The 21342-nt window shown below is 37.6% G+C and carries 16 protein-coding genes; 6 read left to right on the top strand and 10 right to left on the bottom strand.

Translation table 11 applies throughout. The annotated features are described in order from the left end of the window. Positions 1 to 11 precede the first annotated feature (11 nt). Both MHB65_RS02140 and MHB65_RS02135 read left to right on the top strand, forming a co-directional pair. Entirely contained in the window at positions 12 to 1823 is a 1812-nt protein-coding gene (locus MHB65_RS02140; protein WP_342442347.1) for an AraC family transcriptional regulator, read from the top strand. Between the two features lie 239 nt (positions 1824 to 2062). Next, a complete protein-coding gene (locus tag MHB65_RS02135; RefSeq protein WP_205446675.1) occupies positions 2063 to 3445 on the top strand; it encodes a dipeptidase in 1383 nt (460 codons plus the stop codon). A 56-nt stretch (positions 3446 to 3501) separates the two neighbouring features. Here the strand turns inward: MHB65_RS02135 and MHB65_RS02130 are convergent, their stop codons facing one another. Continuing rightward, positions 3502 to 4074 (bottom strand): nitroreductase, encoded by a 573-nt coding sequence (locus MHB65_RS02130; RefSeq protein ID WP_342442346.1) that lies wholly within the window; start codon positions 4072 to 4074, stop codon positions 3502 to 3504. A gap of 97 nt (positions 4075 to 4171) precedes the next feature. Continuing rightward, the gene (locus MHB65_RS02125) at positions 4172 to 4666 is read right to left on the bottom strand and encodes an amidase domain-containing protein (protein WP_205446673.1); all 495 of its coding nucleotides are present in this window, start codon (positions 4664 to 4666) and stop codon (positions 4172 to 4174) included. Between the two features lie 181 nt (positions 4667 to 4847). Here MHB65_RS02125 and MHB65_RS02120 point away from each other — a divergent pair, with 181 nt between their 5' ends. Continuing rightward, positions 4848 to 5870, top strand: a complete 1023-nt coding sequence (locus MHB65_RS02120) for a DUF2804 domain-containing protein (protein WP_205446672.1) — start codon at positions 4848 to 4850, stop codon at positions 5868 to 5870. Between the two features lie 85 nt (positions 5871 to 5955). Here MHB65_RS02120 and MHB65_RS02115 read toward each other — a convergent pair whose 3' ends face one another. Further along, complete coding sequence (locus MHB65_RS02115) at positions 5956 to 6672, bottom strand: glycerophosphodiester phosphodiesterase (protein WP_342442345.1); 717 nt, start codon at positions 6670 to 6672, stop codon at positions 5956 to 5958. Between the two features lie 158 nt (positions 6673 to 6830). Here MHB65_RS02115 and helD point away from each other — a divergent pair, with 158 nt between their 5' ends. After that, positions 6831 to 9059, top strand: a complete 2229-nt coding sequence (helD, locus tag MHB65_RS02110; protein WP_205446670.1) for an RNA polymerase recycling motor HelD — start codon at positions 6831 to 6833, stop codon at positions 9057 to 9059. A 536-nt stretch (positions 9060 to 9595) separates the two neighbouring features. Here helD and MHB65_RS02105 read toward each other — a convergent pair. The 5 genes from MHB65_RS02105 to MHB65_RS02085 form a co-directional block, all read right to left on the bottom strand. Continuing rightward, positions 9596 to 9718 carry a hypothetical protein gene (locus MHB65_RS02105; RefSeq protein ID WP_004229664.1) on the bottom strand — a complete coding sequence of 41 codons (123 nt, stop codon included), beginning with the start codon at positions 9716 to 9718 and terminating at the stop codon, positions 9596 to 9598. 108 nt (positions 9719 to 9826) lie between these two features. Further along, positions 9827 to 10696 (bottom strand): GNAT family N-acetyltransferase, encoded by an 870-nt coding sequence (locus tag MHB65_RS02100; RefSeq protein ID WP_342442344.1) that lies wholly within the window; start codon positions 10694 to 10696, stop codon positions 9827 to 9829. Positions 10697 to 11501: 805 nt separating this feature from the next. Beyond that, the gene (locus tag MHB65_RS02095) at positions 11502 to 13334 is read right to left on the bottom strand and encodes an ABC transporter ATP-binding protein (RefSeq protein WP_342442343.1); all 1833 of its coding nucleotides are present in this window, start codon (positions 13332 to 13334) and stop codon (positions 11502 to 11504) included. Next, the gene (locus MHB65_RS02090; RefSeq protein WP_342442342.1) at positions 13334 to 15055 is read right to left on the bottom strand and encodes an ABC transporter ATP-binding protein; all 1722 of its coding nucleotides are present in this window, start codon (positions 15053 to 15055) and stop codon (positions 13334 to 13336) included. Before MHB65_RS02090 ends, MHB65_RS02095 begins: the two co-directional genes overlap by 1 nt. A gap of 64 nt (positions 15056 to 15119) precedes the next feature. Then, positions 15120 to 16013 (bottom strand): EamA family transporter, encoded by an 894-nt coding sequence (locus tag MHB65_RS02085; RefSeq protein ID WP_205446667.1) that lies wholly within the window; start codon positions 16011 to 16013, stop codon positions 15120 to 15122. Between the two features lie 186 nt (positions 16014 to 16199). Here MHB65_RS02085 and MHB65_RS02080 point away from each other — a divergent pair, with 186 nt between their 5' ends. Next, positions 16200 to 18227 (top strand): EAL domain-containing protein, encoded by a 2028-nt coding sequence (locus tag MHB65_RS02080; RefSeq protein ID WP_205446666.1) that lies wholly within the window; start codon positions 16200 to 16202, stop codon positions 18225 to 18227. Positions 18228 to 18268: 41 nt separating this feature from the next. Here MHB65_RS02080 and MHB65_RS02075 read toward each other — a convergent pair whose 3' ends face one another. Both MHB65_RS02075 and MHB65_RS02070 read right to left on the bottom strand, forming a co-directional pair. Beyond that, a complete protein-coding gene (locus MHB65_RS02075; RefSeq protein ID WP_175400783.1) occupies positions 18269 to 18736 on the bottom strand; it encodes a threonine/serine exporter family protein in 468 nt (155 codons plus the stop codon). Positions 18737 to 18757: 21 nt separating this feature from the next. Then, positions 18758 to 19510, bottom strand: coding sequence for a threonine/serine exporter family protein (locus tag MHB65_RS02070; protein ID WP_342442341.1), 753 nt, complete (start codon positions 19508 to 19510; stop codon positions 18758 to 18760). Between the two features lie 336 nt (positions 19511 to 19846). Between MHB65_RS02070 and MHB65_RS02065 the strand changes: the two genes are divergently transcribed. Further along, entirely contained in the window at positions 19847 to 21256 is a 1410-nt protein-coding gene (locus tag MHB65_RS02065; RefSeq protein ID WP_342442340.1) for a polysaccharide deacetylase family protein, read from the top strand. The last annotated feature ends 86 nt before the right edge of the window (positions 21257 to 21342 follow it).

Here is a 21342-nt window from a genome sequence, read left to right as displayed (position 1 = left end):
GAATCCTCAAATTGAAAAATCTTACTTTAGCAGATTGGGACTCGGCAAAATTAACCATTATACATATATCTGATAATCCACTATTAAGGCCTGTCATTACTTGTAACTGCATTTTCGGTTTTATTGCTCAAGGAACTGGCGAATGGAACTTACATCATACTCCCCTATTACATAATAAAAACATCTTTTTGATTGTTCATGACCCTATAAACATACATGTCACGCAGGAACCATCTTCGGCATGTATATGGATCTATTGTAATGTTACTTTTGATAACACAAAATCTGAGCCCTTAGAGCCTCTCATTTTTTATGATGCACCGAAGCATTGGCTAACATTAATAGATAACATAAACACGCAATGGGAAAAGCACACAGACGCTAGTAAATATAAGACAAAGATATACTTAACAGAGTTAATCTATGAAATGTATACACTAGATTCAAATATACTGCATGAGGAACAGTTAACCTCTCAAACATTAGATTATATTAATAAACATTTTCATGAAAACTTATCTCGTCATACAATTGCAGAAAAAATGAATTACAGTGTATCTTATCTCTCTAAACAATTTAAATATCAAACTGGTTATGGTCTAATTGATTATTTATTACATACTCGTATCAAACATGCAAAGCGACTTTTAGTTGAAACACATCATTCAATCCAAGAAGTTTCGAAGCAGGTTGGTTACGAAGATTCTTCTTACTTTACTCGCCTATTTAAAAAACATACTGGATTAACACCTGGCCAATATAAAAGATTATATTTACCCACTTCTATAGTGTTGAATAATCCTAATTTTGAGTTAAAATCCTCCGGTGTATTCAATCGAGGACCTTTATATAATGATAATTGTTATCAATATGAAGGAGGCTTTATACCAATGAAATTTAATTGGAACCATACTATAGTAGCTTCATTTGTTTTATGTGCTGCTTTATTATTAACAGCTTGTACAAACAACGGCACTACTGAAGAATCAGAGGAAACAATGGTTTATCACTCCATCAATGGTGATATTACGTATAATAAAAATCCAAAACGTATTGTTACTGATTTTTACTTAGGTTACTTACTTGCTTTAAATGTCAAACCAGTTGGTTCGAATGAAGCACAGCTAAAAAACCCTTATATTCCTGAAAAAGATAAAAAAGGAATTGAGGTGATCGGAGACTCTATAGAAAAAGTACTTTCATTAGAGCCTGATTTAATTATTACAGGTAATAAAGAAATGTATGAGCAGCTTTCTAAAATTGCACCTACTATCTATATTGAATATGAAGAAAATATACCTAAACTCATTGAAGAATTTGGTATTATCTTAAATCAAGGAGACCGTGCCGAGGAGTGGCTGAAAAATTATCAACAACAAGTTCAAACCGCTCGTAAAAAAATTGCTCATATTATTAAGCCTGAAGAAACAATAACTGTTATGGATATACTGGATGGCCAAGGAACCATCACTATTTATGGAGATGGTTATACAGGGTATCCTGTTTATACTGGATTAGGCTTACAAATGGCGCCAGCTGTGAAAGCACAAACTACTATAAAAACGCCGTGGACACAAATTTCTTCAGAAAAAATTTCAGACTTTGTAGGGGACCGTGTTATCGTAGCAAGAGCTGCCGACACACCTAAAGTCGACTTTACAACCGCTCCTGTATGGAAAAATTTAGAGGCCGTTAAAAATAATGAAGTTTACGAAATAGATAATTTCAAGTTTTGGTTTACAGATCCCATTTCTGTTATTGGGCAAATTAACGATCTAACTGACTTATTTATCGAGCGTGCCAATGATAAGAAAACTAAGTAGGACAAGCTCTTTTTAGACCATATTCAAAATGCGACAAAACTCTCTATAGACTCTGTCGCATTTTTCTTAACCATCTTCTGCTCTCTAATTCATCATTCAAAGTTAATTGAAAAGTTTTAGATATAACGATTAGACTCCTTCCAAATAAAAATAGCATTGGCTTCTGATATTACGGCACTTCCCTTCCACATTATGCTATACTATTTCTATTATCGAAATATTGGAAAGAGGGATGCTAAATGACTAATTTACAGCAAATAGATGCTTATTTTGCAGAACATCGTGAGGCACATTTAAATGAACTGAATGAATTTTTACGAATCCCAAGTATCAGTTCGTTATCCGAGCATAAAGAGGATATTCAACACGCAGCTCAATGGCTAGCCGATGCGTTTGAAAAACTAAATCTTGAAAATATCTCTATTACACAAACAGCTGGACACCCTGTTGTTTATGCAGATTGGTTACATGCAGAAGGTAAACCAACTATTTTATTTTATGGTCATTATGATGTTCAACCTGTTGATCCATTAAATTTATGGGACAGTGAGCCTTTCAATCCTACGATTCGTGACAATAAACTATTTGCTCGTGGTGCTAGTGATGATAAAGGACAAGTCTTTATGCACTTAAAAATGATTGAGGCATTGTTTGCTACAACAGGGACATTACCAGTCAATGTTAAATTCATTTATGAAGGTGAAGAAGAGATCGGAAGTCCTCATCTCCCTGCCTATGTTGAACAATATAAAGAAAAACTAGCGGGAGATTTAATTTTAATTTCTGATACGGGCCTTTATGGTCCTGGTAAGCCTGCGGTGTGCTATGGACTACGTGGCTTAACAGGCATTCAAATTGATGTTCGTGGAGCTAAAGGAGATTTACACTCCGGTCTTTACGGTGGTGGTGTACAAAATGCCATTCATGCATTGGCTGAAATTTTAGCTTCCTTCCGTGATGAGCATGGTACGATTCAAGTTGAAGGTTTCTATGACAAAGTGTTGCCATTAACAGAAGAGGAACGTGAAGCTTATCTTGCACTTGGCTTTGATGAAGAATCGGTTAAACAGGAAGTGGGCGTAAAAGAATTATTCGGTGAACAAGGATATTCTTATTTAGAACGAACTTGGGCGCGCCCAACCTTAGAGGTTAACGGTGTATTTGGTGGTTTCTCAGGTGAAGGCATCAAAACAGTGCTACCAGCTGAAGCTGGCGCTAAAATCACATGCCGTCTTGTACCAAATCAAGAGCCAGATGAAATCGTAGCACTTTTAAAAGCACATGTTGAAAAGCACAAACCTGCTGGTGTGGAAATCAACATTTCTGAATTTGATAAAGGCCGTCCATTCCTGACACCTTTCGATCATCCATTTATCCAGGCTGCTGGACGCTCCTATGAAAAAGTATATAATGTACCCACAGCTTACACACGTGGCGGTGGCTCTATCCCTATCGTAGCTGCGTTTGATGAAATTTTAGAATTACCTGTGGTATTAATGGGCTTCGGTCTATCAAGTGAAAACTTCCATGCACCAAATGAACACTTCCATTTAGAAAACTTTGATAAAGGCTTACGTGTTCTAAGTGATTATTTATATGAGGTTTCAGGATTACAAAAATAAATATCGATTAATTAGAAAATCCCCTCACTTTTAAAGTGAAGGGATTTTTTGTTTGATTACTCACCAAAAATCGTAACAATATCAGCTGATTGTTTGCGTTCTTTGCCTTTTGGCACTTCATCAAAATAACCAACTTGTAGCATGGCAATGACACGCTCACCTGGCTGCACCTTTAAAGCTTCACGGAATTTAGGGTTATCTAAGAAGCCTGGCGTTTTCCAGCAAGAGCCTATGCCTCTATCCCATGCGAGTAACTGCATATTTTGAATAAATGTACTTGCCGCTGCATAATCTTCTAAACGTTCTTTTTGACGTGCATCCTCTGGCACGATAACAAAGGCATAGCCACCTGGCAATGTAAATTTCAACATCTGCTTCGCTAAATCTTCGCTTGAAAGCTCCTGCCATTTCGGAATTGTCAGGTCACGTAATAGCTGATGAAGGTTTTCCAATTCCTTTCCACAGGCAACAACTAATCGCCACGGCTCGCGATTACCATGGTTTGGAGCCCATACCGCATCGTCAATAATAGACATTAAATCCTCACGCTCTACAGGCTGACCATTAAATTTTTTAATCGATCGTCGTTGAATAATTGCATCTCTAACAGATAAAATTTGTTCGCTCATATATCTATTCTCCTTCTACCTTAAGACAACATATTAGAGTTTATCTCTTCTATCTTTCACATTATCATAAAATTGTATGCTTTAAAACTATCTGTTCTTAAGCAAAGCTGTCATCTATATGATAGAAAAAGTAAGTCATGCTTGGCGTATAGGCGGTGGAATCCTCGTAAAAGTAAGGTCGATTAATACTATCTGAGGTATGGGCATTCACATAAGGAATACCATTTTGAATACTTGTGACAATAACGGAGTGGTCAATTCTTCCATTCCCTTGAAAATCATAAAAAATGACATCCCCTAGCTCTAATTCCTCTGCATTTTGAACACGTCTACCCTTTAATCCTGTTGTAGACCCTTCTAAATACCATCGTAACGAATGGGCAACAGACCAGCTAAAGCTCCAATTCCCCTGCTGAATCCACCAGCCTTTATCTCTACTTGGTGCCCCTCGCATCGGTGCACCCCCTGCAAGTAAGCATTGAGATATATAGTTCGTGCAATCTACATCAAAGTTTGGAAAAGCTGGATTTCGTCTGTTCCACCACAAATTGGCGTATTGAACTGCAGCCTGCCTATTATACATTTTTGCCATACATCCCCTCCTCATGCCATCATATGTCTATTCAAGTATTTCTATTAGTTAGGTCCTTACTCTTATTCTTATTGAAATCCATTATATTCGGCATGTTCCTTTCCAATTTCAAGAACATTTTTGCTACAATAAGAATGAAAGATATGTCAATTTTATTTTATGATCAGAAGGGATGTTGAATGTGAAGCAGCATGCTGAGAAAGAGATTTTACAGCCAACTCTTTTATGCGATAAAAAAGGTAATTTAAATCCAGCAGCCATCGGATTTGCACGTAAGCCACTTATTAACAGCAATTTAAGCGGCCATCTCATGCGCAAAAAGAAATGGAACTATTGGTGTGTCTATGGTGATGAAATTTTGTTTTCAGCTACGATTAGTCATCTAGATTACGCAGCAGTCTGCTTCGTTTATTTTCTTGAATATGAAACACAGCGCTATTTCGAAAAAACGATCACAATTCCCTTCGGTGGTAAACTAAAAATGCCTACACAGGTTTTAGAATCTGTTTCATTTAAAAATAGCGAAATGATGATTGATTTATTATATATACAAAATGAAACGCATCTATCTGTTTCCATACCAAACTTTGATGGAGATGTTTTACGAGCAAAGCTTATCATTCAGCACCCACCAGCGGACGAAACATTAAATGTAGTCATTCCTTGGAATCGCAAAACATTTCAGTTTACAGGCAAGCATCACATACTGCCAACCTCAGGTGTTGTCACAATTGGTACTCGACGTTTTAATTTCTCAGCTGAAGAGAACTTTGCTGTGTTGGATTATGGACGAGGTGTATGGCCCCGTGAAGCATTGTGGAATTGGGGAATGGCCTCTCAACGTGTACGAGGAAGACGAATCGGACTTAATTTAGGGGGTAAATGGACAGATGGCACTGGTATGACTGAAAATGCTGTTTTTGTTGATGGTAAAATGACAAAAATACATGAGGATTTAATATTTCAATATGATTCCGGAGACTATATGCAGCGTTGGAAAGTGAAAACAAAATTTTCTAATCAGGTCTCATTAACTTTTTCACCTTTTTTTGAGCGTACTGCCCAAACGAATGCCAAACTAGTTAAATCAGAAGTACATCAACTATTTGGTTATTATGACGGTTCCATTTTACTCGACAATGGTGAAACACTAGTTATTCAACAAATGCTCGGATGTATTGAGGAACATCGTGCGAAATGGTAGAACAAATCTTCTAGAAGACGTTGCTTTCCGTGGGTATTTTAAAATGCAAATGATTCCACGGAAGCCTTTTGTCTCCTTCTTTGTTCTAACTAAGGGCAAGTAATATTTTTTCAGGGTCATCTGTAAATATCGCCTGTACACCTAGTTGTTGTAAACTTCGAGCATCACGTTGATCATTAACGGTATACACACGTACTGTTGCGCCTTCAGCGAGAGCTAGTTTAACTGATTTACGAAATGAAGTTGGTAGACTTACATGTAACGCCTTAGCTGGAATGAGAGCAATGTAAGTAGTAAAATCTACTAACACCTCTGCAAACAATGCTGCACTTTCGATATAAGGCGCTATTTTCGATATGGTTTGCAGTGATTCATGATTGAAAGATGAAATGATGACCCGCTCTGTCATTTGCTGTGCCGCTACTTCTTTGAGTACAAGCGCTTCAATCCCTTCATATGCAATGATATCTGTTTTCAGTTCTATGTTGATACGATGATTGGTACCTGCAAAAAGCTCTAGCACTTCCCCTAACGTAGGAATTACTTCATCTCCGAACTCCCGCGAAAACCACGAACCAAAATCAAATGTACGCAATTGCTGTAATGTAAAATCTTTTACATAGCCCGAGCCATTGGAGGTACGATCAATGGTTTCATCATGAATGACCACTACCTCTTTATCCGCGGTTAAATGAACATCTAGCTCGATCCCTGCTATAGGGAGCTTTGATGCTGCTTGAAAGGCTGCCATCGTATTTTCTGGATAGTTTATCGAAACACCTCTATGTGCAAATATATCCAAAATCATGAACCTCCTCTATTTATTATTTAAAGAATAACCTTCCATCCCCCATGTAATAGTAGCATAATTAACTTTTTAGCTTTCACTTGATGGTAAATATTATATATAGTAGTATGATAATCTACTTTGAAATTGTAAGTACCTAGGAGGTGCTAAAAATGACTGTACAACATCCAGATTTTCAGGCTGAAGTAGAGCGGTTAGCGTATACCCAAAGTTATATGCAGCAAATATTAGACGAATCACAACGAGATTTACAATCTGCTCAAGAAAATATCCGCAAATCCATGGCTGATCTCGATTACTTAGATTCAAGTTTAAGTTATTTAAATATCTTAACAAATGCCAGATTCTTTGAAATGGCACGTAATCAAAAAGAAGGTCTAGAGGCCGTTCGCAAGAAGCCCTATTTCGCCAGAATCCATTTCCAAAAAACAGGTGACCCTGAAGAATTTCTTTATATTGGGAAGACCTCACTATTTCATCGTGAAACCCATGAACCCATTATTGTTGACTGGCGCTCACCCGTAGCCAATGTTTATTATGATGGTCGTCTTGGTGATATGGAGTACGATGTCCGTGGAGAAGTTCATAAGGGACATCTCTTTGCTAAAAGGCAATACAAGATCGAGAATGGCGAATTACTCGATATACGAGATATTGACTTAACAACAAATGATGAACTACTACAAGAAGCATTGGCTGGAAAAGCAGATGTTCGTCTAACGGAAATTGTTTCGACAATCCAAAAGGAACAAAATGAAATTATTCGAGCACATCTTCGTCAACCAATTATTGTGCAAGGTGCTGCAGGCAGTGGAAAAACGACCATTGCTCTCCACAGAATATCCTATTTCCTTTACACAATGGGTGAACATTTTAATCCTGAGCAGCTCATGATTTTAGCACCGAATAAGTTATTTATTGATTATATAGGCGATGTTTTACCAGAGCTTGGCGTCGATAAAATTTGCCAAACTACTTTTACAGACTACGTTCTTTCTGCCACTAAATTAAAGCTTAAGCTTCAAAATCCAAATGAGCAATTAGAGTCGCTCGTTGCTGGAGGTAGTCATCAGCCTACTGCCTGGATTGCTGAAATGAAAGGCTCACTTTACTATCGTGATGTCATCGAACGCTACGTACAAAAGCTGGAACAAAAGATCGCAGAGCAATTCGAAGATGTCTATATTGAAAAATACTGTATCATGCGCGCTTCCCACCTGAAGAAGCTGTTTTTATATGAATTTTCATATATGCCTATCGAAAAGCGACTTGAACATATTAAAAAGGTGTTAGCAAGCCATGTTCGTCAAAAAAAACAGGCTGTTTTAGCTACACTCCATAAAAAGTATGATGAAGCATTGGGTAAAGCCTTAAATGGCATTCGAGATGATGAAAAACGACGACGTGTTGTCACAAAATTCATCGATGAGCGTGATGAGCGAATTCCTGCCATTGAAAAAGAAACGAAGACAACGGCATCAGCTTATATGCGTCGCTTTACCAAACATAATATTAAAACACTCTATCGTACCCTTCTCACAGATGCAGAACTTTTAGCAGAACTCGCCCCTGAATGGCATTACCTTGAACAGCAACAATTTTTACAGGCACATCGTAAAGAACAATGGGCACTCGAAGATTTAGCGGCACTATACTATTTACAAGCACGTTTAAAAGGCATTGCAGATGAATGGAAGATGCGTGTTGTCTTTATCGATGAGGTCCAAGATTATAGTTTATTTCAGCTTGCTGCTTTAAAAGCCGGTCTTGATACGGATATGTTCACAATGGTCGGTGATTTAGCCCAAGGTATTCATAGCTATCGTTCATTGACAGCATGGGAGCCTGTCCAAAACTTATTTCCTCGCGCAAGCTTCCGAACTTTGCAAAAAAGCTATCGTACAACCATTGAAATTATGGAAGTCGCGAATCAAATTTTAGCGCAAATGAATGAACAGCTCCCCCTAGTAGAACCCGTTGTGCGTCATGGTAACATACCAAGTTTTATTCAAGCAGAGCAATTTGATGCCTTAAAAATTAAAGGAATCTTTGAAGCCATACGTCAAAACGGCCATCGATCCATTGCTTTAATTTGCAAAACTACTGCAGAAGCCATTACTATGCAACAGGCATTAAAAGACAATGCTATTGCTTCACAACTACTAACGGAAAATGAATCTATTAATCAAGAAATGTTACTTGTTGTACCAAGTCATCTAGCCAAGGGACTTGAATTTGATGCCGTCATAGTAGCTGCCTACGATACACCCTTTTACGATACGCCAATTGACCGAAAGCTACTTTATGTAGCTCTTACACGAGCCATGCACGAGCTATACTTAATCGGTCCATCCAAAAAGACATTCCTATTAGAAAATTAAAAAGTCGCGAAAAGGCGACTTTTTCATGTTGTTGAAAAAAGAACATGTCACTAACAGAAAAAGACCTTTTAGCAGGGTGAGAGGTTGATTTCCGTTCCGCCAGCGTCCTTTCCAGGGGGCGTCCGATGAGCCGCTAATCCCCTAGGAGTGAAGCTGGCTCCTCTCCAATCAACCATTCTTCAAAAGTGGCTTTTCCTCTTTCATACTAATAGTAGTGAACAAAATAGCCCATTATCTGTAGTATTTGAGAGAGGATAGGCTCATATTTTCAAGGTGGAAAAGTGATTATTTACAACCCTCCTCAATAAAATGAGTAGTAAAAACCCTTGCTAAAAGGTTTGGAGTGGAAGCTACTTGACTCCCGTGAGATAGCGAGACAGGCGAGCCTTTAAACGGAGCGGCGCGGAGCTCACCCACAGGAAAGCAAATAGCCTGCAACGGAAATCCATTTTCACCTTTCACAAAAATGCTATTGATTATTTTGTTTTTCAACACTATGAAAAAGTCGCGAAAAGGCGACTTTTTTCTTTGCATCATTAATTTCTTGGTGGTAATTTATAAAACTTCCCTTTGGATAAATAAGCTTTAACAACTTTCCACCATGAACTAGGGGCTTCCTTTGGAGGAGACTTCTTCTTTGGCAATGCTGGCATGCGCATGATCACGACTCCTTTCTTAAAGCTTATTAATATTATATGAAGATAGTAGGTAATTATGATAAAAAAGGGCGATGAGTTGATATGAAATACCACTCATCGCCCTTTTTCCTATTGTTTTACATAATAATCAATTTGCTGCGCTTTCATAAAGCCTGCTTTTTCATAGACAGATAGTGCTTTTTTATTGTCTACTTCTACATCTAGCATGACGAATGCTGCACCAACTTTACTCGCATAATCCTTTGAGAAAGAAAGAAGTGCTGTCCCAATACCCTGTCCTTCACAATTTGGATGTACAGCAAGTGCTGTTACCCACTGGATTTCATTTTCCTGAGCTGTTGTCACTGTCCCAACAACAGCGCCATCCCGATAAGCAATCCAAAGCTTTCGTCCATTTGTTGATGTATTAAAGGCAATAAGCTCTTCTGATTCTTCTGGTAAATCTCCAAATGCTTCACAATAAATAGTAATCAGTTCAGCTTGCTCACCATTATAGGGTTGAATATTAATATCTTTTTGTAATGTAACGGGCTCTGCTTTTGTTTCTAAAGTAGCTTCTGAAAAACTATAGGTAAAACCTTTGTTTTCAATAAATGTGTGTCCATAAGGAGAGCCATCAATTACTACAGCTAATTGCCCCTCTGCCCCTCTTTCTTCTAGCCCAACTTGTATACCATCAACTAACGCAGTTCCAATACCCTTTTGTCGATATGCAGGTGTTACCACTAATGACCACTCATATGTATGAAGCCCCATTAAGTCAATTGCACTAGCAGCACCAACTAATAAATCCTTATCATCCTCATACGCTAGTACCATAAAGCCCTTAGTCTCGAAAGAGCTAGCCATTGGTACATTCATAATGGTTTCATATACTCGATAATCTTGAACTGTTGCTTCTTCACATAATAACTTTACTTCTTTCAATGTTTCTCCATCTAATGGAAAAGACACTGTCATCACTGAAATATTCATCATTTACTCCGTTCCTGTAACAGACTATTGCCTTATTGTAGCAAGAATGAAAATAAGCTGGCAACAAAATATATTAATGCCCCCTATTAATCAGAATTTTACTTCAAATATTGGAAAAATAAAAGGATTTATACTATAAAAATTTAGTAAAATGACTGAAATTTACTAGAATTAATAGATATAAAATAATATACTAATTTCTCGAAAATAGTGATCTTTATCCTTTTATAATCTATTACTTTTAAACTATATACTGCTTCCCATTTTACTAATGTTTTATAATAATTATACTATTTATTCAAATTAATAACATTTCGTTTCAATAAAAAGATGATGTCAACGGCAGAAAAAGCAACTTTGCAAGGTGAGAGGTTGATTTCCGTTCCGCCAGCGTCCTTTCCAGGGGGCGTCCGATGAGCCGCTTCACTCACTTACGTTCGCTCTCATACTAGCATAGCAATCAAATAGCCCAATTTCTGTATTCTTAGCGGGGATAAGCTCTTATTTTCAGTGTGGAGAAGTGATGCGTGACAACACCTCTTCATAAGGAATAGTGAACACCTTCACTTTATTTGAAAACCTTTGCTAAAAAGGTAACACTTTTGTTGATTGGAGTGGAAGGCTACTTGACTCCCGTGGGATAGCGAGACAGGCGAGCGGTAGCGGAGGAAGCGGCTCGGCGCTCGCCCACAGGAAAGCAAGTAGCCTGCAACTGAAACCATTTTCACCTTTTACAAAAATTCTATTGATGGTTTTGTTTTTCAACAATATGAAAAGAGCAATTTCAAATGAAATTACTCTTTTTCATCTATTCCTCAAGATGGTGTGAGGATGAATGCAGCATTTGTGCATAAAGACCACCTGATTCGATTAGTTTTTGCTGGGGTCCAGCTTCAACTAATTCCCCTTTATGCATAACTAAAACCATATCAGCATTATGGACAGTATTTAAACGATGAGCAATAACAAAGCTTGTGCGACCCTGCATCAACGTATCGAGTGCCTCTTGTATCGCCAGCTCTGTCACCGTATCGATACTGCTTGTGGCTTCATCTAATAGTAAAATTTTCGGATCAGCAATAAGTGCCCTTGCTATAGATAGTAATTGCTTTTGACCTTGTGAAATCTCGCGTCCATCTGCAGCAAGAATGGTATCATACCCATCTTTGAGTTTCATAATGAAGTCATGGGCATTAGCACGCTTGGCCGCTTCTTCAATCTCTGCATCACTCGCATCCAGTCGACCATAACGGATATTTTCGCGAACAGAAGCCTCAAATAAAAATGGGTCCTGCAATACAAAAGCCATCTGTGAACGAAGGGATTGACGATCAATTTGCTGCACATTTATACCATCAAATGATACCTCACCCTTTGTTACCTCATAAAACCTTGCAATCAGTTGAAGAATTGTCGTTTTCCCAGCTCCAGTTGCACCAACGAGGGCTACTGTTTGTCCAGGTTCCACTTTAAAATCTACATTCTTTAATGTGTATGCGTCTTCTTCTAGTTCATATTTAAAGTACACCTGCTTAAATGCCACATGCCCCAACAACTGATGCTTTTGTGCAGACACGGTTTCCTTCTCTGGTTGTTCATCAAGCAAGGCAAATACGCGCTCTGCACCAGCAATGGCTGATAGTACCGTATTAAACTGGTTTGCCAAATCATTTAAAGGACGTGTAAATTGTCGTGCATATTCAGTGAATATAACAATTACCCCTATGGATACATGTCCATATAGTGCGAGAACTCCTCCTATACCAGCTACAATGGTAAAGCTCATATTATTTAAGAAGTTCATGACTTTAGGAATATAACCCGAGTAAGTCTGTGCCCAAAAGCCGGTCCTTCTTAAGCGCAAACTTTTTTCACGAAACTCTGCTTTCATTCGCTCCTCTTGGGAGAATGCCTTCACAATCCGCTGTCCTGAAATTGTTTCTTCTATCATACCGTTTAAGGCGCCAATAGCTACTTGCTGTTCTTTAAACAGTGGTGCTGTACGACGTGTAATCCATCGCATTGCCCAAAACATCAGTGGAATAATGACCATCGTCAGAACTGTCAGCAATGGGCTTAAACTGAGCATAATAATGACGGTTCCTCCAAGCGTAAGTACACTTGAAAATACTTGGATAAAGGAACTGTTCAATGTGGAGCTAACCGCTTCAATATCATTCGTCATTCGACTCATCAATTCACCATGCTGACGACGATCAAAGAATGCCACTGGCAGCCGTTGAAAATGAGCAAATACACTTGTTCTTAATCTATAGATCGTTTGCTGGGCAATACCAATCATCCAATAGTTTTGTAGAAAAAGTGAAATCGCTAAAAGAACATAAATACCAATTAATGCGCCAATCCCCTTACCTAAGCCTGAAAGCTCACCGTGCATCACATAGTGATCAATCATTTGACCAATTAAATAAGGGCCAACTAAAGCTAAAATGGAGCTAATCATCACTAACAAAAGCACCACAATGAGAAGTGCACGTTGTTCGTCAACAATTTTCCATAACCGTAGCAATGTATTTTTCCAATCAGCTGCACGTGGCCCCTTCTTTTTCTTCACAACCTGTTTCAGATCATCTTTTGTCAAAATCGGTTCATAGCCAAAAGGTTTCTGGAAAAATCCCATTAATCCTCCACCTCCTGTTGAGAGATAGCTATTTTTTTATAAAGAGAGGAAGTCTGTAAAAGCTCTTCATGTGTGCCATACGCAACTACTTTTCCAGCATCAATCAGTAAAATGCGATCTGCACCTTTAGCTGTACGAATTTTTTGCGTGACAACAAGCATCGTTGCCTGTTCTTCACTCAATGCCTCCCATAAAGACCGTTCAGTTTTTACATCTAAGGCACTGGTACTATCATCAAGCATTAAAATATGTCCTTTTCTCAAAAGGGCTCTAGCTATGGATAGCCTTTGTTTCTGTCCCCCTGATAAATTAACACCTTTTTGCCCAACCTTGGTATCGTAACCATTTGGAAAATCTTCAACAGATGCATGTATTTGTGCCTGCATTGTAGCCTGTAGTACAGCATCCATTTCAGCCTGTGTATCTCCCCACCGTACATTATCTGCAATACTTCCGGTAAATAACAATGACTGCTGAGGGACATAACCAATTATTTCTCGCAGCTCTTGTAATTCCCAGTGTTGAACATCCTGTCCTTCTACAAGTATTCTACCTTGTGTCACTTCATAGAAACGAGGAATGAGCTGTAATAATGTTGATTTTCCTGCACCAGTTGCCCCCATAATCGCTAATTTTTCACCAGACTTAACTTGAAAGCTCACATCCGACAGAACAAGAGCATCTCCTCCTGGATAAGTAAAACTAACATGTTCAAATGTTAATTCTCCATATTGTGTTGTATGGCCTACTTCTTCTATAAGGGAAGTATCTTCAACCTCATTTTCTATAGAAAGGATTTCTGCCATACGTTCTGCAGAGGCCTTTGCACGTGCGTAGAAGATAATAATAAACGCGAACATTGAAAATGAGCCTGTCATACGCATTGCATAATTCACAATAGCGACAATATCACCAAGCGGCGTTGTTCCTGTCGCAATTTGTTTTGTACCAAACCATAGAACTGCGAGCAAGCTCATATTCATAATAAATAAAAGAACTGGCATAATATATTCCATTATGCGTAAAGCCTTTACAGTATCCACTTTTAAACGCGATGCAACTTCATCGAAGCGAGTAGCCTCATATGCTCCTCTTAAGTAAGCCTTCACCAACCGTATCGCCTGTAAATTCTCCTGTAAAACCCTATTTAAACGATCGACTCTCTTCTGTACACGTCCAAAATAAGACACACCTTTTGCCACCATAAAGATAAGAAAAATAAAAATAATCGGTGCACCGATGACTAAAAATAAAGCCAATTTCGCATTTACGACAAAAGCCATAATAATACTTCCTATAACAGCAAGTGGCGCCCGAAGCATAATACGAAGGCTCATAAACAGCACTGTTTGTACCTGTGTGACATCATTTGTTAATCGAGTAATAAGCGATGCAGTGGAGAATTTTTGATAGGTTGCTAGCGTAAAGGATTGAATTCTATCAAACAGGGCATTTCGTAGATCATACGAAAAGCTTTGAGCTGTATGTGAAGAAAAATACGAATTGATAACTCCCGCTAGAAAGGCAACAAAAGATAGCGTTAATAAAACCGCTCCCCATTGCAAAATCATCCCTTGATCTTGAGCCCTTACTCCTTCATCAATTATTTTTGCCATAATGAGTGGCTGCACAAGCTCCACGAATAACTCTAAAAGCATTAAACATAAAGCAAAAATAGCTGTCCATTTATAGGGCTTTACATAGGAAAAAACTTCTTTCATATTCTTTCCCCCTTGTTGTAGATAAAATTTAAGGTAGTCAAAAACTCCTAACTCTATAGTATATTTATGATTTTTCTCCAGCTATTGAAAGCCATGTTACACAAACAAGCATAACGAATACACCTATTAATTGCCAGAAACCTAAGGAAGTACCGAAAACAATAACTGAAATAACCATTGCTGTTAATGGTTCAATACTGGAAAGAATGCTCGTTTCAACTGCCGAAATGTATTTCATACTACTTAAAAATAAGATAAAAGCAACTGTTCCAAAAAATATTAAAGCAACTAATAACATAAAAATTTTAAAGTCCATTAGTACGCCCCATTGATTGGACTGCCAAACACGGCTTACTACACCTAAAGTGAAGCCACCCACCAGCATCCCCCAGCCAACTACTAAAAGCACACTCCACTCCTTCATTAAGCGTGCAGGATACAAGGTATAAAATGCAAATGTTAAGCCTACTGCTATACCCCACAACAAGGCTTTTGGACTAATAAGCAAACTTTCAAATGATGCGTTCGTTAGTAATAGAAATAACCCTATAAGGGTACCAATAATACCTAACACTTGATATTTTGGTGGCCATTTCTTTAAACTAAGAGAGACATATGCAACAACAAATATTGGCGCTAAAAACTGTAGTAAGGTCGCCAGCACAGCATTACTTTCATTAATTGCAGCAACAAAGGCAAACTGTACACCTAGCATACCTGCAATACCAAAAACAATGAGCTGCCTTCCCCATAGCTTGTGCTGCCAAATACCAAAAATATTTTTTCCTGTTAACAATAAGTATGTAAGTAGTAATATACCTGCAACCGATAAACGGATCGTTAACATAAAGGATACGGTCAACGGTGTATGATTAAGTAACCACTCCATTAAAGGGCCAGTTGCTCCCCATAGCATAGCACCCGAGACAATAAATATTATTCCTTTTAAACGTTTCATACCAATCCTGCTTCCTATATACGTACTAAAAATTGTCACTTTTCTTCAAATCATTTCTTGTACTTCACGAGAAAAGTCCTACTATTTTTCATTATCAAATATTTACAAATATATTCATAATGACTAATTCCCGATTATTATCTATAATATTAGTATATATTGATTACCCAAGGAGATCGAATAATCATGAGTCATATGCATAAATCATTTACGATTGATGAACATTATTTAAATTCACTTCCTTTTCCTGCAATTATCATTAATCAAGATGGACAAGCGACAGTCTGGGGAAAGAGCGCTGAACATCTGATTGGATTATCAGCTAATGATATTAAAGGAAATACTACTCCATCTATACACGAAAATCTACTGCGTCAGCTTCCTGTCGAAACATTTCAATCTATTTTACAAAATGAGGACAGCACGTATCTAGAAAAAATTCAAGTTCTTACCACTTCAAATGCAGAAATAACGACAGCTCTGCTAACTAAACCTTTTACAGATGAAGGAGAGCGTTTTATTCTATTGATTTTTATGCTACCAGAATTAATGACGCAAGCTATCTCCCATTGCAGTACCTTTGTAAACCTTAAGCAAGGTTTAGATGCAACCTTTATGACTGTTACACTCGATCACGACGGATTTATCTTAGAATGTAATAATGAATTTCTAAAAACAAGCCAATGGACACCAAAGCGTGTTATCGGCAAAACTTTTTGGCAGCTATTCCCGGATAATGAAACGAGTGAAAAAATAACACATACGATTTGGCGTAATTTAAACAATGGTCATACGTGGCAAGGAGAAGTTGAAAAAGTCACAAAAACAGGGCAATCCTATTGGGTACTACTAACGGCTATCCCTCTTGTCAACCTTGAAACAAACGAACAACAATTTATCTTAATTGAAAAAGATGTGACGAAGTCAAAAACGATTCAACATCAACTTGAAAAAATTGCTTACATCGATACAGAAACGGGTCTGATGAATGCACATCGACTTGAAAAAGTAATTGCCAATATGATTGACGATGAAAGACATTTTTCATTTGTTTATCTAAGTATTGATAAATTTTATACGCTTAAAGAATTGCATGACCAACAAATCGATCAAAGCCTTATTGTTGAATTTACAAATCGTATAAAAATGTATTTCCAAGATAGCACGATGGCCCGTATCAATGAAAATGATTTTGTTGTCATCACGCCTTTAAGTGAATGGTTTATTCAAGGCTTTTTATCTTACTTACAACAACATCCGATTTATAGTGGCAATATTGCTGTACCAATTTCTATTAGCGGAGGCATAACTAGATATCCTGAGGATCAATCAACATTCTCTCAGCTTATGAAGGCATCCATTGCTACTATTTCAACGGTACGTGAAGCTGGTGGAGACAAAATTGTTTCTTTATCAACAGCAACACATAAAGCTTTAAATCGTAAAGCATTAATTGAAAAGCGCTTACTTCAAGCACTTGATCAAAAGAACTTAAAGGTACTCTATCAGCCACAAATCGATGTGTATTCTGGAAAAGTTACTGCTGTTGAAGCACTCGTACGTTGGGAAGATGAGGAAATAGGCGTCGTTAAGCCTGATGAGTTAATTCCTATCGCAGAAGAAACAGGTCTGATTAACAATATTGGGTCCTTCATGCTGGAAAAGGCTTGTGAACAAGCTTTACTTTGGAAAAAGGCTGGCTATGATTTAAAAGTATCTATTAACTCTTCTGTACGTGAATTCCGTGATAAAAATATGGCAAAATCCATACTTGAAATGATCACAAAAACAGGTTGTCCAGCGAACCTATTACAAATTGAGATTACTGAAAAATTTGCTTTAGAAGCTGAAGCCGCAACATCTATCGCACAGCAAATGCGTAAGCTTGAAAACGAAGGCATCTCCTTTGTATTAGATGATTTCGGAACGGGCTATGGTTCATTTAGATATATGCAAATATTACCAATTGATACGCTAAAAATCGATCAAACTTTTACAAATTCACTATTGAAATCTGAAAAGAGCCAAAAGCTTATGCATGGTATGGTACAACTAGGTAAATCCATGGAATTGAAAGTTGTAGCTGAAGGTGTTGAAACAGCTGAACAAGCAGATCTATTAATCACTTATGGTTGTGATGCCATTCAGGGCTATTATATTAGCAAACCTGTTACACCCGAAGAGATTGAACTATTACTGACTAAAAAGCAATAAATGAATAAGGAGGCTGCGTGTATTGTGCACGCAGCCTCCTTCTATTTTTTATAAACCTTTTGCAATTTTACTTTACTTGAACGAACGGAGCGGAATATGAGTTGAATAATTACTTCTGCAAAAACAAGGCCAATAACAATGGCACCTGTAATTAAAAACGCCTTTAAGCCATATTGCAAGCCTTGTAAGTAATCATCTTCTACCACATTTCTCATCGCATTATAGGCCATGCCCCCTGGCACTAACGGTATAATTCCACCAACAATAAAAATAATCATCGGTATTTTAAAACGTCGGGCATACAAATGAGCAACAATCGCTATGACAAATGAGCCAAAGAAAGAGGCTTTGACAACATCCATCCCTTGCTCTGTTAGAACATAGTAAATAATCCAGCCAATTACCCCAACAAGACCGCAATGAAGTAATGTTTTTCTAGGAACATTAAAAATAATGGCAATCCCAGCCGTCGCAAAAAAACTAACAATTAATTGTATAATAATGTCCATCATCTGCATATTGTCCGCCTCCTAAAATCCTAGTGTGACGGCAATTGCTGCACCAATAGCAAAGGCTGTTAAAAAGGCCTCTGCTCCCTTTGCCATCCCTGACATAAAATGACCTGCCATTAAATCACGAACAGCATTTGTAATCAAAATACCTGGTACGAGTGGCATGACGGAACTAATAATAATTTTATCAAGTTCAGTACCATAACCATACTTTACTGCCAAGAAGGCCACAAAGCCGAGGCCGAGTGATGCTGTAAATTCAGAAAAGAACTTTACCTTTGTTAAATGATTGATTATTACAAGTACTAGGAAACCTAGTCCACCTGCTAAACAAGCTATAGGAAAATCAGACCAACCACCTTTAAACATAATTAGGAAACAACCACTAGCAAGTGCAGCTGCCAAAACTTGTAAATAAGTTGGTAAAAAATAATTTGTTTTTTGTATCGACTTTAGCTCGTCATAAGCTTCTTCTAATGTTATGATTTGAGATGTGAGTCTACGAGATACTGAATTTACCAAGGCTATTTTTTGCAAATCTGTAACCCTACTGGAAATTGATGTAATTCTTGTTGGCTGTGTCTTGCCTAACGAAAAAATGATGCCAGTTGGTGTGGCATAACATTGAGCATTTGGCATATTTTGAGAATGTGCCATACGCAGCATCGTATCCTCTACGCGATATGTTTCTGCACCACTTTCAATCATAATGCGCCCTGCAAGCAACAAACAGTCAATCGTAAGTTCATTATCCGCATCTTGTAAGACCATTGCAGCTATCTGCCTCCTTCAAAAGGTTCCTTGCCAATATTAACGAACTGCTAATAAAAACTCAACTGAAAATTTTTTCATAAGCAATTAGTTATCTTTCAATTTATTTTCACAGTCTCACTAATATTGCGCATGATTTTTTCTATTTTAGTAGGTATTTTACAACCTCTTAAAAAGAAGTACAACTACAATTAATTCACTAACTATAGAAGGAAAAGTGATCTTTATAAATTCCCACAAAATAACCTAAAAAGATTATAGATTTGTATAACTTTTTTAATGACTGACACGTCTGATTGTATAGAAAATAAAAAAGAGGGGAGCGTATCCAACACCATGCAGGAACGCAGAAAAAGACGCGGTCCAATAATTGATTTCTTATTACTTAGCCTTATTGTGACCTTAACAACTATTATACTTTTTATTATCCTTTCAAAGGATGAATTTAAGTTTCAAAAGATTAGTGCTTCAAAAGAATCCGAGACGGAATCGGTGAATAGTCATTTATCGACCGAAAGTTCTGCGTTTCCCGGCATACGTATTGTGACAGACGTTTCAAATGACAAACGAACACCATTTGCTATTCATTACCCACAAACAGATAACGAAGTTTTTAATGATGCCGTATTACAATACATATCGGATTCAAAAGAAAACTATCTAACATCGATGAAAAAAATTAAAGATAAAGAAGCTATGGGTGAATTAAATATTAGTCTTGAAACGTTTCCATACCGAGAGCATTACTATTCCTTTGTGCTAACAAAGATGCTATATCTAGGTGGAGCCAATCACGAAGTCTCAACAAAAACATTCTTTATTAACAACGAAACTGGCGAACAAATTACGATCCAAACACTCTTACAAAATGATGAGAATAACTTATCTACGTTGGCGGTAAACGTCCGAAAAGATTTGCAAAAAAACCTCCAATTAAAGGATGAGCTTTTCAACGATGAACTATTAAAAGCTACGGAACCAAAATGGTCTAACTTCAATCGCTTTGCTATTGTTGACGATTCATTACAATTCTATTTCGATGAATATGAGATTGCTAGTGGAGCAGCAGGTACCCCAATAGTGAAACTACCCCTTTCGCTTATTAACCCATTGTTAGCCTCCGAGTTTCAAATCGCAATGGAAAATGTAAAACCAATTAATCCACCGCCAACTGGTGATCCAAATAAAAAACGTATTGCCTTAACGTTTGATGATGGTCCACATCCAAAAGTGACGGAGCAAATTTTAAATATTCTCGATAAGTATCACGCAAAAGCTACCTTCTTCATGCTTGGTAGTCGTGTACAATATTATCCCGACATCGTAAAAGATGTTCTTGCGCGCGGTCATGAAATTGGAAACCATTCATGGAACCACCCTGTATTAACAAAGCTTACGCAAGAACAAGTAATGAAAGAGTATAACACTACTGCCACTGAAATAGAGAAAGCAATCAATCAAGGTGCGACTGTTTTTAGACCACCCTATGGCGCAACTAATGATACAATTAACGCGGAGATTCCTGTCCCTGTCGTGCTCTGGACGATTGACACATTAGATTGGAAACATCGCAATGCACAGCAACTATTGCCACATGTAAAAAATAATTTACACAATAATGCCATTGTCTTAATGCATGATATTCATCAATCCACTGCAGACGGACTTGACGCTGTTCTTGCCTATTTACAAGAGCAAGGCTATGAATTTGTAACTGTTTCAGAGATACTGCCATATCGCCAATAGTATTGACAAATAAAAAGTCCAATGAATTTCGATATTCATTGGACTTTTCTTTGTATTGAAAAACAAAACAATCAATAGAATTTTGG

This window comes from Lysinibacillus sp. FSL K6-0075 (assembly GCF_038592945.1).
GTDB lineage: Bacteria > Bacillota > Bacilli > Bacillales_A > Planococcaceae > Lysinibacillus > Lysinibacillus fusiformis_F.
This window is presented reverse-complemented; position numbering and strand designations above follow the sequence as displayed.

Bases quoted from the DNA above. Each gene is read 5' to 3' on its own strand.
- helD (WP_205446670.1), top strand. From the start codon at position 6,831: ATGACTGTACAACATCCAGATTTTCAGGCTGAAGTAGAGCGGTTAGCG.
- MHB65_RS02125 (WP_205446673.1), bottom strand. From the start codon at position 4,666: ATGGCAAAAATGTATAATAGGCAGGCTGCAGTTCAATACGCCAATTTG.
- MHB65_RS02080 (WP_205446666.1), top strand. From the start codon at position 16,200: ATGAGTCATATGCATAAATCATTTACGATTGATGAACATTATTTAAAT.
- MHB65_RS02100 (WP_342442344.1), bottom strand. From the start codon at position 10,696: ATGATGAATATTTCAGTGATGACAGTGTCTTTTCCATTAGATGGAGAA.
- MHB65_RS02090 (WP_342442342.1), bottom strand. From the start codon at position 15,055: ATGAAAGAAGTTTTTTCCTATGTAAAGCCCTATAAATGGACAGCTATT.
- MHB65_RS02065 (WP_342442340.1), top strand. From the start codon at position 19,847: ATGCAGGAACGCAGAAAAAGACGCGGTCCAATAATTGATTTCTTATTA.
- MHB65_RS02130 (WP_342442346.1), bottom strand. From the start codon at position 4,074: ATGAGCGAACAAATTTTATCTGTTAGAGATGCAATTATTCAACGACGA.
- MHB65_RS02085 (WP_205446667.1), bottom strand. From the start codon at position 16,013: ATGAAACGTTTAAAAGGAATAATATTTATTGTCTCGGGTGCTATGCTA.
- MHB65_RS02105 (WP_004229664.1), bottom strand. From the start codon at position 9,718: ATGCGCATGCCAGCATTGCCAAAGAAGAAGTCTCCTCCAAAGGAAGCC.
- MHB65_RS02135 (WP_205446675.1), top strand. From the start codon at position 2,063: ATGACTAATTTACAGCAAATAGATGCTTATTTTGCAGAACATCGTGAG.
- MHB65_RS02095 (WP_342442343.1), bottom strand. From the start codon at position 13,334: ATGGGATTTTTCCAGAAACCTTTTGGCTATGAACCGATTTTGACAAAA.
- MHB65_RS02075 (WP_175400783.1), bottom strand. From the start codon at position 18,736: ATGGACATTATTATACAATTAATTGTTAGTTTTTTTGCGACGGCTGGG.
- MHB65_RS02070 (WP_342442341.1), bottom strand. From the start codon at position 19,510: ATGGTCTTACAAGATGCGGATAATGAACTTACGATTGACTGTTTGTTG.